At 70.2% G+C, this 13,119-nt stretch carries 14 protein-coding genes; 11 read left to right on the top strand and 3 right to left on the bottom strand.

What is annotated here, in order from left to right:
* The first annotated feature begins 4 nt into the window (after positions 1–4).
* The 9 genes from DEP02_RS21985 to DEP02_RS21945 all read left to right on the top strand — a co-directional run bounded on the left by DEP02_RS21985 (position 5) and on the right by DEP02_RS21945 (position 10,387).
* Complete coding sequence (locus tag DEP02_RS21985; protein WP_112469414.1) at positions 5–448, top strand: hypothetical protein; 444 nt, start codon at positions 5–7, stop codon at positions 446–448.
* Between the two features lie 137 nt (positions 449–585).
* On the top strand, positions 586–4,446 hold the full coding sequence (locus DEP02_RS21980; protein ID WP_112469413.1) for a hypothetical protein: 3,861 nt from the start codon (positions 586–588) through the stop codon (positions 4,444–4,446).
* The gene (locus DEP02_RS21975) at positions 4,447–5,448 is read left to right on the top strand and encodes a phage tail family protein (protein WP_112469412.1); all 1,002 of its coding nucleotides are present in this window, start codon (positions 4,447–4,449) and stop codon (positions 5,446–5,448) included.
* 11 nt (positions 5,449–5,459) lie between these two features.
* Positions 5,460–6,635 carry a siphovirus ReqiPepy6 Gp37-like family protein gene (locus tag DEP02_RS21970; RefSeq protein ID WP_112469411.1) on the top strand — a complete coding sequence of 392 codons (1,176 nt, stop codon included), beginning with the start codon at positions 5,460–5,462 and terminating at the stop codon, positions 6,633–6,635.
* Positions 6,636–6,637: 2 nt separating this feature from the next.
* Entirely contained in the window at positions 6,638–7,579 is a 942-nt protein-coding gene (locus DEP02_RS21965; protein ID WP_112469410.1) for a hypothetical protein, read from the top strand.
* On the top strand, positions 7,580–9,022 hold the full coding sequence (locus tag DEP02_RS21960) for an SGNH/GDSL hydrolase family protein (RefSeq protein ID WP_112469409.1): 1,443 nt from the start codon (positions 7,580–7,582) through the stop codon (positions 9,020–9,022).
* Between the two features lie 65 nt (positions 9,023–9,087).
* Positions 9,088–9,939: a peptidoglycan recognition protein family protein gene (locus DEP02_RS21955; protein ID WP_112469408.1), complete on the top strand. Its 852-nt coding sequence runs from the start codon at positions 9,088–9,090 to the stop codon at positions 9,937–9,939.
* A gap of 2 nt (positions 9,940–9,941) precedes the next feature.
* Positions 9,942–10,127 (top strand): hypothetical protein, encoded by a 186-nt coding sequence (locus DEP02_RS21950; protein ID WP_112469407.1) that lies wholly within the window; start codon positions 9,942–9,944, stop codon positions 10,125–10,127.
* Positions 10,124–10,387 carry a hypothetical protein gene (locus DEP02_RS21945; RefSeq protein WP_112469406.1) on the top strand — a complete coding sequence of 88 codons (264 nt, stop codon included), beginning with the start codon at positions 10,124–10,126 and terminating at the stop codon, positions 10,385–10,387. The genes DEP02_RS21950 and DEP02_RS21945 overlap by 4 nt, the downstream gene beginning before the upstream one ends.
* Positions 10,388–10,454: 67 nt before the next feature.
* On the opposite strand, the gene DEP02_RS21940 is transcribed toward DEP02_RS21945, so the two are convergent.
* Together DEP02_RS21940 and DEP02_RS21935 are read right to left on the bottom strand one after the other, a co-directional pair.
* Positions 10,455–10,811, bottom strand: a complete 357-nt coding sequence (locus DEP02_RS21940) for a hypothetical protein (RefSeq protein ID WP_112469405.1) — start codon at positions 10,809–10,811, stop codon at positions 10,455–10,457.
* Positions 10,812–10,892: 81 nt separating this feature from the next.
* Entirely contained in the window at positions 10,893–11,141 is a 249-nt protein-coding gene (locus DEP02_RS21935) for a GntR family transcriptional regulator (RefSeq protein WP_112469404.1), read from the bottom strand.
* Positions 11,142–11,458: 317 nt separating this feature from the next.
* Here DEP02_RS21935 and DEP02_RS21930 point away from each other — a divergent pair, with 317 nt between their 5' ends.
* Complete coding sequence (locus tag DEP02_RS21930) at positions 11,459–11,656, top strand: hypothetical protein (protein WP_112469403.1); 198 nt, start codon at positions 11,459–11,461, stop codon at positions 11,654–11,656.
* A gap of 84 nt (positions 11,657–11,740) precedes the next feature.
* Here DEP02_RS21930 and DEP02_RS21925 read toward each other — a convergent pair whose 3' ends face one another.
* Positions 11,741–11,980 (bottom strand): helix-turn-helix domain-containing protein, encoded by a 240-nt coding sequence (locus DEP02_RS21925; RefSeq protein ID WP_112469402.1) that lies wholly within the window; start codon positions 11,978–11,980, stop codon positions 11,741–11,743.
* A 935-nt stretch (positions 11,981–12,915) separates the two neighbouring features.
* Here DEP02_RS21925 and DEP02_RS34945 point away from each other — a divergent pair.
* A partial coding sequence (locus DEP02_RS34945) for a hypothetical protein (RefSeq protein WP_232839230.1) occupies positions 12,916–13,119 on the top strand: 204 nt, incomplete at its 3' end.

Raw genomic sequence — 13,119 nt, 5'->3', positions numbered from 1 at the left:
AACCATGATCATCACGCATGTGCAGGACGACGGCACCGAGCGGCGCGTGGACACCGACGACCTGTCCGCGCTCGAGGCCGCCGCCATCGAGGAGGCCACGGGCGAGCCGTGGCGGCAGATCGAGGCACAGCTGCAGGCGCAGGACCCCACCGCCATGCGGGCCGTGCTGTGGGCTTTCCTCCGGCGGACCGAACCCGACCTCGACTTCGAAAAGTTCGACGTCCCCGGGTGGCGGCGGCGCCTGCGGGCGCGTGTCACGCGCGCCGAGATCGACGAGGCCCTCACCAACGTCATGCGGCAGGCCCTCGCCAAGAGCGAGGACTCCACGATCGACATGCTCGCCCCCCACCTGCGCAAGCTCGCCGACGACCCGGACGACGTCGACGCCGCGCTCGACGGGCTGGGAAAAGGCCACTTGGCGCGCCACCGGACGGACTCCGGGGACTGATCGCCGAGTACCGGTGGCTGCTCGCTCACTACCTGCACATCCGCCCATGGGAGATCCGCCACCTGTCCGCCGGCGACCTCGAGTCGGCGATCGCTTGGATCAACCAGCACATCAGCCGGTGAGGAGGTGACCGGTCGATGGCCGAGCGTCTGACCTTCACACTGACCGGCCGCGACGAACTGTCCCGCGTCCTGAATGGGACGGCGGACAGTGCGGACCGGCTGCGGCTGCGGCTGTCTGGGATCTCAGCCGACGCCGACGGTCAACTGCGCGACTTGCGCGGGCGTTTCCTGTCCGCCGACGAGGCGGCCCGCCGCCTGGGCGATTCCACCCACGGCACCCGGGACTCGCTTGCCAACCTGCGTGACGAGGCTGGCAAGCTCGGCGAGAGCCTGAAGGCGAACTTGATCTCGCTGGCGCCGGCGGCGATCCCGATCGCGGCCGGCCTGGCGGGAAGCGCGGCCGCGGTCGCCGCCCAGTTCGGCGCCGTGGCTGTGGCGGCGGGCGCGTACGGGCTCGCGCTGGCCCCGCAGATCGGCGCCATCGGCGAGGCCATCGAGGCTCATGACCGGTACGAGGACGCGGTGGAGTCCTCGGGCAAGGGTTCCCGGGAGGCGGCCAAGGCCGCGGCCGATTACCAGCAGAAGCTGGAGAGCCTGCCTCCCGCGACGCGGGAGGCCGCGGTCGCGGTGGGCCTGCTGCGGGACGCCTACCAGGACTGGTCCGACGACCTGTCCGACGACGTGATGGCACCGGTCATCAAGGGTGTGGCCGTCGCCAACTCGTTGCTGCCCAAGACGACTGGGCTGGTCCGGGCCGCTTCTGGCCAGTTCGACCGGCTGATTACCCTGGTCGGCGGCGCAATCAGCACGCCCGGGTTTGACGCGCTCAACGATCGGTTCACCGCCTTCACCGAGCGGACCCTGACCCGCGGTATCGACAAGCTGACGATCTTCCTGGCCCGGGCGCAGGCCGGGGAGCTCGACAACTCCCGCCTCAACCGGTGGATGGACTACGCCCGCGAGGTCGGACCCGAGGTCTGGGACACGCTGGAGAACATCGGCGACGCTCTGATCAACGTCCTCGAAGCAGGCTCCGACATCGGGGTCGGCGCGCTCGATGTGGTCAACTTCCTGACCGGTGTGGTCTCGGCGGTGCCGCCCGAGGCCATCGCCACGCTGCTGCAGCTGGCCATCGCCATCAAGGCCGTGCGCCTGGCCGCGGCCGGGGCCGGCGCTGCCAAGGCAGCCATGCTTGCGCTGGGCACCCAGATCATGGCGATGCGTACGGCAGCCGCCGGGGCGCCCGGCGCGCTCGCCGGGGTGGGCGCGGCGGTCTCCGGTCTGTCCCGGACAGCCAAGCTGGCCATGGCCGGCACCGGTATCGGCCTGCTGCTGATCGGCCTGGACGCCATCGCGTCGAAGAGCGAGAAGCCCAAGCCCGATGTCGACAAGCTGTCGACATCCCTCGTCGAACTCGCCCGGTCGGGCAAGGTGTCCGGGGAGGTGCTGCGCGCCTACGGCCAGGACCTCAGCGGCCTCGGCGAGGCCTTCCAGCTCGCGATCGACCCCAAGGGGATCGATCAGTTCCAGCAGTCCCTCGTCAGCGTCATCGGCATGGACTCCACTCCGGTGAAGAACGCCAAGGAGGACATCGGCGCGCTCGACGACGCGCTGGCCGGCCTGGTGTCGTCCGGGAAGGCGGACCTGGCGGCCGCCGTCCTCGACAGGGTCATCGCCAACCTGGAGAAGCAGGGCTTCACCTCGGACCAGGTGCGCGGACAGCTCGACGACTACAAGGCCGCACTGGCAGGGCAGGCCCTCGAAGCGGAGCTGGCCGCCGAGTCGATGGGTCTGTTCGGCGACCAGGCGATCGCGGTGCAGGAGAAACTCAATGCGCAGAAGGCCAGCGCGGACGGGCTGCGCCAGAGCATCATTGCCCTCAATGAGGTCAACCGCAGCGCTCTGGACGCTCAGGCGGCGTTCGAGGGGTCCCTCGACAACGCGGCCAAATCCGCCCGTGAGTACGGCAACGTGTGGAAGGCCAACGGCGGCAAGCTCGACCTGACCACGGAGAAGGGCAGGAACGCCTACCGGGCACTGTCCGATCTGGCGGGCAAGACGAACGAGGCGACTGCCGCTGCCCGAGAGGCGAAGGCGCCCTGGTCTGAGGTGTCCAGCACCTTCGATCGCGGCCGCCGAGAGCTGATCAAAAACGCCGAGCAGATGGGCCTCACCACCACCGAGGCCAAGCGGCTCGCGGACCAGATCCTCGACATCCCCGACGACAAGACCACCCAGCTCAAGGGCAACATCGAGGATCTTCAGGAGAAACTCGGCAAGGCCAAGGGCGAGCTGAAGCGGGTACCGGACTCACGGAAGGCGAAGGTCCGGGCGGAGATCGACGACCTGAAGCGGAAGATCAAGCAAGCTGAGTACGAGCTGTCCCGGCTGCAGGACAAGACGGTCACGGTCACCACTCGGTTTGTGGTGGTGGGTGACGGCAGCGCCGCGCGGCGGGCCGGGTCTCACGGCTCCCAGCTGCGGAACGCGCAGGGCGGGCCAATCGGCCGCTTCGCCGGCGGCGGCGACGTGCAGCTCATCCCGTTCGGCGGTCCGGTCTGGGGCCCGGGCACGTCGATGTCGGACTCTGTTCCGGCGTGGCTGTCCAACGGTGAGTACGTCATCCGCGCGTCCGCGGTCGAGCGGTATGGGATCAGCCTGTTCGACGCGCTCAACTCGGAGAGGTTCGCGGGCGGTGGGTTCGCGGGCGGTGGGTTCACGTACACGCCGTCGCAGTCGGCGGCGGCGCGGATCTCCACCTCGACCGTGTCCTCCTGGTACGACCAGGACATGCAGCGTCTGAGAGACGCGTGGGCCAAGCTCAACGAAGCGCTGCGCGCCCAGGCCAAGCACTCCACCTCGGCGACCCGGAAGGCGGTGGCCGACGCGCGGAAGGCGGTGAACGAGGCGGACCGGGCGCTGGGCCTCAAGCCCGGCACGAAACCGTCCGGGTTCAGCCTGACCGGCTACGGCCAGAACCTGAAGGAGGCCGTCCGAGCGTCAGATGCGTGGGAGAAGAACCTGAGCCGGATCGGCAAGCGGGCCGGCGCCGACATCGAGGAAACGCTGAGGGGCATGGGCGAGTCGGGGCGTGCCCTGGTCGCCTCGCTGGCGAAGGCGAGCAACAAACAGTTCGCTGAGATCGTCAAGAACCTGCGGAAGCTCGCGCCGACGGCGGCCGCGACGTTGGCCGACTACACCAAGCAGCTGACCGCCACGACGGCTGGCAGCAAGAAGTTCCAGGACAACCTCCTGAAGCTGGCGGCCTCCGGGTATGGGGACCTGGCGATGCAGCTGGCGGGGCAGGGCGACGCGGACGCGATGGCGATCGCCGCCGCGGCGGTCAAGTCCCCGGCGGCGGCGAAGAAGGCCAACACGGCGCTCCAGGCCCACGAGAAGCTGCTGTCGGCGGACGAGCTGGCGGCGGCCGCGCAGATGATGGGGGCGCTGTCCAAGAAGGGCGCGACCGTCGAGGACGTGGTGAAGGCCGGCGTGAGCTGGCCGATGCTCGCTCACCTCGCCCCCCGCTACGCCAAGGAGATCAAGGCGCTCGCCGGGGGCCCCTCCTTCGTGAAGGGGATGAAGGAGCGCGGGATCGCGCTGGCGCAGGGCGGGCTGCTGCTCGGGCCGGGCACGGCGACATCGGACAGCATCCCGCTGTGGGGCTCCAACGGCGAATACATGGTCAAGGCCGCCGCGGTCGCCAAGTACGGCATCAAGTTCATGGACGCCCTCAACGACGGCAAGCTGCCGGTGGGCCGGGCGGCGCGGCCTGGGCTGCCGGCGGCGCCGGTGGCGGCCGCGCCAGCGGCAGGCAGTGACCGGCCGCCGGTGAACTACTACGTGTACCCGCGCAAGTCGGTCATCGATGTGGAGGACCTGCGGCTGCTGCAGCGGCAGGAGGAAGCGCGGCAGCGCGTGGGGAGGCCCGGATAAATGCCCCTGGTCACAGCGCCAGTTGTCACGCCCCCAAAGCCGCCGGTCGTCGTCCCGCCGCCGATCCAGATCCCGGAGATCGGGTACGCGTCGATCACCTACATCGACCCGACGGGGACCAGGTGGCCGATGACCGACCTGTCCGCGGACTGGTACGCGCTCGCTGAGGGCGTGTCCGGTCTGGGGGCAGCGTCGTACGCGATCACGTCGGACCCGCTCCCCCGGGGTGGTGCGCGGCTGCGGCACGCTCAGCCGCAGCCGCGCACGATCATCTGGCCGCTCCTCGTCAAGGGCGCCGATCACCTCGTCTTCACGGCGAACTGGCGGGATCTGGGTAGGGCCTTCACCCGCACTCTGCGCCGGGGGCCGGGCGGGCGGCGGCCGCCGGGCACGCTGGAGGTGGCCCGCCCGGACGGCACCGTGCGGCGGATCGCGGTCCACTACTGGGACGGCTGGGACGGGCGGGGGCAGACCGCGACCGGCATCACCTGGGACAGCGCGGTCCTCACCCTGTGGTGCGAAGACCCGTACTGGCAGGACGCCGTGCCGGTCACCGTGCACCGCGAGACCGGCACCCTGGACGACTACCTGGTGCCGTACCCGACGGTGTCCAGCTCCCAGGTGCTGGGCGCCACCACCCTGAACAACCCTGGCGACATCGAGGTGTGGCCGGTGTGGAAGGTGACTGGTCCCGCGTCGAAGATCACGTTCACGCGGGAGGACCCCGTCGACGACGGTGACGACACCGCCGCCGCGTTCTCCCTCGACCTGGCCAAGGCCGGGCGCGGCCCGCTCCTCACAGGCCAGACCGTGACCATCTCCACCGACCCGCCCCGCGTCCGCTCCGGCACCGGCGAGAACTTGATCGGCGGGCTCAACTGGCCCGAGGCCGAGCTGTGGAGCATCCCGCCCGGGCAGACGCCGGTCACCTTCCAGGTCGACGGCGCCGGGCCCGGCAGCGCCGTCGACCTCGTCTTCTACCCGAGGTACGAGACCGCGTAAGGAGGTGAGCGGTGGCAGTCCAGCTGCTGGTCACCGACCGCAACCTCAACGTGGTCGGCGACCCACTGAGCGGGTGGACCAGGCTGGCCGTCGACCTGAACTACAACGCTCCCGCGTCCGGCAGCGTCACCCTGCCGGCGTGGCCGGAGGTCATGGAACTGCTACAGCCCGGCCACCGCCTGGTCGTCGTCCGTGACAAGGCCGTGTGGTGTGCGGGGCCGATGGAGGAACCGCAGGACTACCGATGGGACCTGGAACAGAACCCCGACCCGGGCACGGTCACCGTCCGCTTCAGCGACGACCTGGCGCGCATCGCCGGCTACCTCACCTACCCAGAGCCCACCAAGGCCTTCACCGCCCAGGACACGATCACCGACCGGCTGCGGACCTTCACCGCCACGAACGCAGAGACGATCATCCGCACCCTGGTGAACGAGAACTGCGGGCCCGGCGCCCTGCCCGTCCGGCGGATCGAGCGCCTGGTCCTCGACGACATCGCCGGCGTCGGCGGCAACCGATCCCTCAGCACCCGGTTCGAGCCGCTGCTCGACGCCTGCCGGACAGCGGCCGCCACCGACAGACTCGGCTTCCGCACCAGGCAGGTCGGCAACGAGATCAGGTTCGGGGTCTACAAGCCTGTCGACCGCACCAGCACGGCCCGGTTCTCCCAGGGGCTGGGCAACCTGCGCTCACTGTCCTTCACGATGGGCGCCCCCCTGGCCACGTCCGAACTGGTGCAGGGAGGCGGCGACCCCGACGACCAGGCCACCCCGCCCAACATCCGCGTCTACGCCGAAGTGACCTCCGGCGCGGCAGCGGACTGGTACCGAGTCGAGAAGCTCGTCGACAAGACCGGCACCCTCGACGACTCCGGCGGGGAGCTCACCCAGGCCGGGACGCTCGCCCTCGGCGACGACAACCCCCAGGCCTCCCTCGCCACCGTCACGGTGGATACCGAAGACCTGCGCGCGGGGCGCGACTTCTTCCTCGGCGACAAGGTCACCGTCGCCCTGCCCACCGGGCTTGAGGTCGCCGACATCGTGCAGACCATCCGGCTCGAGGACACCCCCGACGAAGGCGAAGTCGTCACCTCCGTCGTCGGCAACTCCGACAAGACCACCACCACGGCCACGGTGCGCGCCGTGCGAGACCTAGCCCGCCGGCTGGGGCGACTGGAAGCGAGGTAGCAGTGGCGCAGCAATCCTGGCCGTCCCCGGGCCACAACAACCGAGCCGTCACCGACCTGGAGTACGAGCGCATGGCCGCCCGGTTCTCCGACGACGGCGTGTACGGCAGCCCGCTCGATGCGGCGGTGGTGTCCGCCGGGGCTGGCCTGCAGGTGGCCATCCGCGCGAACGTGGAAGCGTCGGTGCGGGGGCACGCCTGGACGTCCGGCATCAGCGGCGACACCCACCCCATCGCGGCCAACGCATCCGGACAGACCCGCATCGACCGGGTGGTGCTCCGGCTGACCCGCTCCACCTGGCAGGTCCGCACCGCGGTGAAGCAAGGCAGTCCCGGCGGTGGTGCCCCGGCGCTGACACAGCAGACCGGCGACACCGGCGTCTTCGAAATCCCCCTCGCCCGGGCGACCGTCCTCAACGGGGCGAACGCGGTCTCCGTCGCCCGCGAGGAGCTGTACGTCGGCGCGCGCGTGAGGACGTGCACCTCGTCGACCCGCAACCCTGCCCCGGTGCGCGGTGAGATGTGTTTCGAGACCGACACCGGCGATGTGCGGATCTGGACCGGCTCCACATGGCGGGTTGTGTCAGGGGACAGCGGTCAAGTGGTCGTCACCGCCAGCGTGTCGGGCTGGTCGGTGATCTCGGACAGCGTCCTAGAGATGCGCAGCGGCGTCGTGCACCTGCGGGCCGGCACTTTCAAGCGGGCGGGCGGCACCCTTGCCGCGGGTGTCGACACGCGCCTGCCGATCCTGATCCCGGCCGCGTACCGGCACCGCACCCGGGACCAGTACGTCCTGGCTTACACCTCGGGTGGGGGGATCGGCCGATTCCTGATCTACGCCAGCAATACGGACAGGGCGGGGCAGGCGTGGATGCTGGAGCACCCGCAGATCAACACGGGGGACAACGTCATCCCGCAGAGCGGCATGAGCTGGGTGGTGGACTAAGTGGCACGGCAGACATTCGGCGCGGGCATTGCCGACTTCGTGGTGCGTCCCTCGGACGGCCTGTGGGGCGTCGGGGCCAACGCTGAGATCACATTCTGGGACGCGGCCACCGACGGCACCCAGTACACCGACCTCCTCGACTCCAGCGGCCACACGATCACGTCGGTGGTCACCGACGAATACGGCGCGCTGCCCCGCATCCAGGGCCCGGATGGTGTGACCGGGATGTGGGCGGACGCCGGCGGCGGATCCCGCGCGTACATGGAGGCGCACAGCATTGACTGGGTGAGCCTGGGCAGTGCGTGGCGACGCCGCGACCTGCCCGACCTGGTGCTGGCCGAGACGCTGGCCTCGGACACGCCGACGATCAAGGTGAACGGGCCGCAGGCCACCTCGAGCATCCCGTCCGCGCAGGCGAGACTGGCCCCGGATACGGGCCCGTTCCTGTACCTCGGCGCCGGCGCATTCCAGTACGGCACCGCGTTCCCGGACACCGAGCTGTACCTGCCGACCTCCCGCTACCCCAACACGTACTCCAGCGGCCAGGCGCACTGGGCTCTGGAGTTCATGACGGACGCGGCCACGTTCGGCATCCAGTTCAAGTACATCTCGTCGGCGTCCAGGTACCGGCTGACCGTCGACGATCGCATCGTGACCGACCTGCCGCAGCTCACCGGTGCCTCGTCTGCGGGCAGCCGATACGAGCTGCAGCTGACGTTCCCCACGGCCAAGCCGAGGCGTATCAGGTGCGACTTCACCACGATGCCGTTCGGCGGGCTCTTCCTTCCGCCCGGAGCCACCGCGTGGCGGCCGACCGCCCGCGGCGGACGGCTCGGTGTCCTTGGCGACAGCATCAGCGACGGCTCCGGCCAGAACACCGGCGCCGGCATTGGCACCTGGACCTACCGGGCCGCCCGCCTGCTGGGCTGCACTGACGTGTGGGACCAGGCCCGCGGCGGCACCGGCTACATCACCCCCGGCAGCTTCGCCACCCTCGGCAACCGCGTCGCCAACGACATCGCCCCCTACTCGTTCGACAGATTGCTGGTGTGGGCCGGGTACAACGACAACCTGGGGGACCAAAACACCATCGGATCGGCCGCTGACAGCCTGTACGCGAACCTGAAAACAGCGTGCGCGCCGGGCGCGGACATCTACGTCATCGGCTGCTGGGACCCCACCGGCAGCCCCGCGGGCAGCGTCCAGGCCACCACCAACACGCTGAAGGCCGCGGCGCAGCGCGCCCGGCTGCCGTTCATCGACAACCTGACCGGCGAGGTCTTTGACGGGATGGGCAACCTGGTCGCCTCGCAAGGGCCTTGGATGACACCGCAGATCAAGGCCAGCTACGTCGGCGCCGACAACGTGCACCCGACCGATGCCGGCCACGCATACCTCGCCCGTCGCGTCGTCGAGGCGATCAAGGCCCTGATGCCCGCCTGACCCTGCCGCCCACCACCAGCCCCGCGCCGACCGGCCGGGGCTCTTCTTGTGCCCTGGAGGCACCGATGAAGCTTGTCACCCGCGCGCAGTGGGGGGCCCGGGACTACCGGCGGCCCAACGGCGCCACCCTCTACAGCGGCAAGCGCCGCGGGGTGAAGCTGCACTACCTCGGCACCGCCTACAGCGACCGGCCGCACACACAGTGCGCCGCCTACGTCCGCCAGCTCCAGGCGCAGCACATGGACGGCAACGGCTGGTCAGACATCGGCTACTCCTTCGTCGTCTGCACGCACGGCTACGTGTACGAGGGCCGCGGCCTCAAGCGCCGCAACAGCGCGAACGGCAACACCACGCTGAACGACCAGGCCTACGCGGTTCTGCTGATGGTCGGCTCGTCCGGTCTGGTCAAGCCGACCGACGACCAGCTGCACGGCGCCCGCGACGCCATCGACCACTGCCGCGAGGAAGGCCCGGCCGGGACGTGGCTCGGCGGGCACCGCGACGGCTACGCCACCGCCTGCCCCGGCGACCCCATCTACAAGTGGGCCAAGGACGGGGCTCCCCGGCCCAAGACACAGGAGGACGACATGCCCGCACCTGCCGACGTTTGGAAAGCCGACGTCATCCCGGCCGCAGCCCCGCCCTACAACAACACCGACTGGGCCAAGGGCAACAAGACGTGGACTGCCAGCTACGCGCTCGGCTCCGCAGTGCTCACCGGCCGGAAGATCGAGAAGAAGGTCGACGCGCTCACCGTCCAGGTCGCCGCCCAGTCCGCGGCGATCAGCAAGCTCGCCCAGCTCGTCGGCTCCGGCGTCTCCACCGAGCAGGTCGTGGCCGCCGTCGAGCGGGCCATCGCGGACGCCGTCGTCAAGGTCAGCGTCGACGTCACCGGCACTGCCGTGAAGGAGTCCTGACCATGCGAATCTCCAGCATCGCCAAGGCGATCGTCGCCGGTATCGCCGCAGGCGCCACCGCGGCGGTCACCGCCGTGCAGGACGGCGTACTCGACACCGGCGATGGCGTCACCATCGTGCTCGCCATCCTCGGCGCCTGGGGCATCACGTGGGCTGTGCCGAACCGTCAGCCGGACGAGATCAGATGACGGGGCCCGACCCGGCAGGCGTGTTCATCAGCAGCGCCCAGATGTACCAGGAGGTGAGGGACCTGGCTCAGACGGTCGGCCGCATCGAGTCCAAGGTGGACAGCTTCCTTGATGAGGCGAAGGACATCCGCTCGGACGTCCAGGACCACGAGCTCAGGATCCGCACCCTCGAACGCGCGCGTTGGCCACTGCCCACCATCGGTGTCCTCGCCGGAGTCGCCGGCGCCGCCACCGGTGCCGTCGCGCTCTTCGTCCGCTGAACACAACTGCGGCCCCGTCCTCCCCCTGGTGGGAGGGCGGGGCCGCTTCGTCATGCCCGGGGCCTGGCTACTGTTTGCCGAGCCACTTCCGGACGGTCATGCGGTCGACACCGGCCTGCCGGGCGAACCCGGCCTCGGTGGCGTCGCCCCGACCGATGAGGGTGGTGGCGGCCTGGCGGAGGCCGGCCAGCGCGTTGGCCTCGGCGACGCTGGCCGCGACGCGCCGCTCGGCGAGCTCGGCGACAACAGTGTCGGGCTCCTCGATCATGAGGCGGTAGGCGGTGACGAGCTCCTCGCGCATCTCGTCCTGGTCGCCGTCGCAGCGCTCTTCGATCTCGTCCGCCTGGGCGAGGAGCTCGCTGATCTGGTCGTCGTTCAGGCCGTGGTCGTCGCCGAGCCAGGCTTCGAGTTCGTACTGCTGCATGGTGGCCCCCTCCTGGAACGCCCTCCGCTCCATCTGTAGATCACACTACAGGCAAGCTGTAGAGTTGTCTACAGGGGGCGCTCAGTCATCGGTGGGCGGCCGGTCGGCGACAAAAGTTCCGATCCCGGTTTCACCGCGCAGCCAGCCCTCCCGGCGCAAATGCGCGAGCGCCTTGCCGCTGGTGGACGATGCGATGCCCAGCTCGGTGGCCAGCTCCAGCGTGGACGGGACGCGGGTCCCGGGCGGGTAGGTGCCGTCCTTGATGCGGCCGATGACGATCTGTGCGGCCTGCCGCCATACCGCCCGCGTCCGGTCAAGATCAGCGCTCATGCTCGTGACCGTAGGTTCCCGCACTATGCCGCGCGACCGCGGGAACCCTCGGCAACCCTCGGTAAGGCGCGGTATGGTCTGGGTCACAAAGACCCCCGCGGCCTGGCAGGGCCCGGGGGCGTGGCCACCGCTACAGAGGAGCGACGACCCATGGATCGTAGAACACCGGCCCCCGCCCCGGCAGTGCCCGGGTGTGCCGAATGCCGCCGCCTCCAGGGCGAACAGGACCAGGCGGAGCGCGACCGTGACCACTCGCGGGCGAGCGACTGCCGGGTATTGCTCCGCCGGCATCACGCCGCCGCGCACCGGGGTGAGCAGTGAGCGCCGGGCAGGCCGCCACCGGCGGCGAGGACACGCCTGTACACCTGATGACGATGCGAGTCACCCGCTTCCGTGACGGCCGCGTGATCGAGCAGCGCAAAGAGGTGCGCATCACGGCCGACACCCCGCTCAGCCCGTACGAGCTGACCTCGGCGTGGCCGCCGTGCCAGTGCCCAAGGCACCGCGGCAAGTAGGCCAGCGGTCGACCGCGACGCCGGCCGTGGTCGAACGCGAAGCAGGGCCTCCGCCCCCGCCCCCCGTCGGGGACGGGGGCCCGTTCATCGGCGCACCAGGTCCTCGAGTTCGACGCCCATGGCGTCAGCGATACGGATCAGCGTGTCCACCTTGGGCGAGGAGTGCCCTTGCTCGATGCGGCTGTAGGTGGCGATGTCGATGCCGCTCCGGCCGCACACGTCCGTCTGGGTCAAGTTCAGGCGCTCGCGCACACGTCGGATCCGTTCCCCCACCTGGCGGCGGCGGGCGAGGACCCGGTCGTCGGGCGAGGTGGGACGGGACACCCGTCCACGCTCCCGAGGGCATGATCAAATGTGATTAGGGCCGACCCTAATTTGTGTGATCTTGGAGCGGGACGGGAAGGCCAACCGGACCACCCCCCTCCGCAAGCGGGGGCGAGATAGGCAGCACCTGCGAGGCCTGCCGCTCCGTCCGGATGACGGAGCCTCGTCCTCTGAGCCGCCCCTCAGCCGCCAGGCTGGGGAGGCGGCGCCATACGCACTGTGGAAACCCCACAAACTCAGCCCGGTGCAGGCCGGTCGCCGGGCATGAAAAAAGCCCCTGAGATGGGGCAGATAACTTCACTGAACACGCTCAACGCCCAGCAGGTCAAAGGCACCTATGCACATCGCTCGCAGTGTGATACTTGCTGCCTACCGGCCGCACGTCATGCGCTCCCTGTTGCTTGCTTGCCTGGTTCCCGCGCCCCTGGGGGCGCCTCGCGGGTGTTTCGACCCAACTCTAGGGCCTCCCCGCGCGATGCCGGGCGGTCGTGCCGCCGCGGCCGGCGATGCCTCCCCGGGCCGTGCCCTCTCCTTCCGGCTCCTTCCGACTCCTTCCGAGGCGACTTACGCACGGGGTGCCGTCCATGTTCGACGGAGTCTGACGCAGTCCGACACAGTTCGACGGAGTTCGACGGAGTTCGATGGAAAGACGCTCGGCTCGGTCGGTTGGTTGCCGTATGCGGACGTGACCGATCTCAAGCGGGCGCCAAGCGGACATTCGCAGGGCACTGGTCAGGCACTTTTGGGGGCAGAGCCGACCAATCAAGATCACTTGCCGGTGGGCGGCGGGCGCGCTGTCAGTGGCAGGTGCGAGGATGCCCTCCAGAACTGGCCGACGTGCTCGTGCGGTGGGGGGATTCCGCGGTGGGGGACCGCGGGGCGACTTCGTCCCCCGCCGGTCGCGGGCGTCCGTGCAGAAGGGACCGCTGACGGCGATGCAGATCCGGCTGACCGTCGTAGATCCGCTGGGCCCGCCAACGGCCCGGGGCCGCGCCGCGAGTCACGACGTGCTGGTCACGGCTCCCGCGGGTACGGCGCTGGCCGCGGTGGCGTCGGCGCTGGCCGCGGCGGCCGCCGGTGAGGGGGGCCCGGGAACCGAGCGGGGCGGCCGGGAGCGGGGCGCGTCGGGCGGCCGGGAC

The organism is Streptomyces triticisoli (genome assembly GCF_003270085.1).
GTDB lineage: Bacteria > Actinomycetota > Actinomycetes > Streptomycetales > Streptomycetaceae > Streptomyces > Streptomyces triticisoli.
This window is presented reverse-complemented; position numbering and strand designations above follow the sequence as displayed.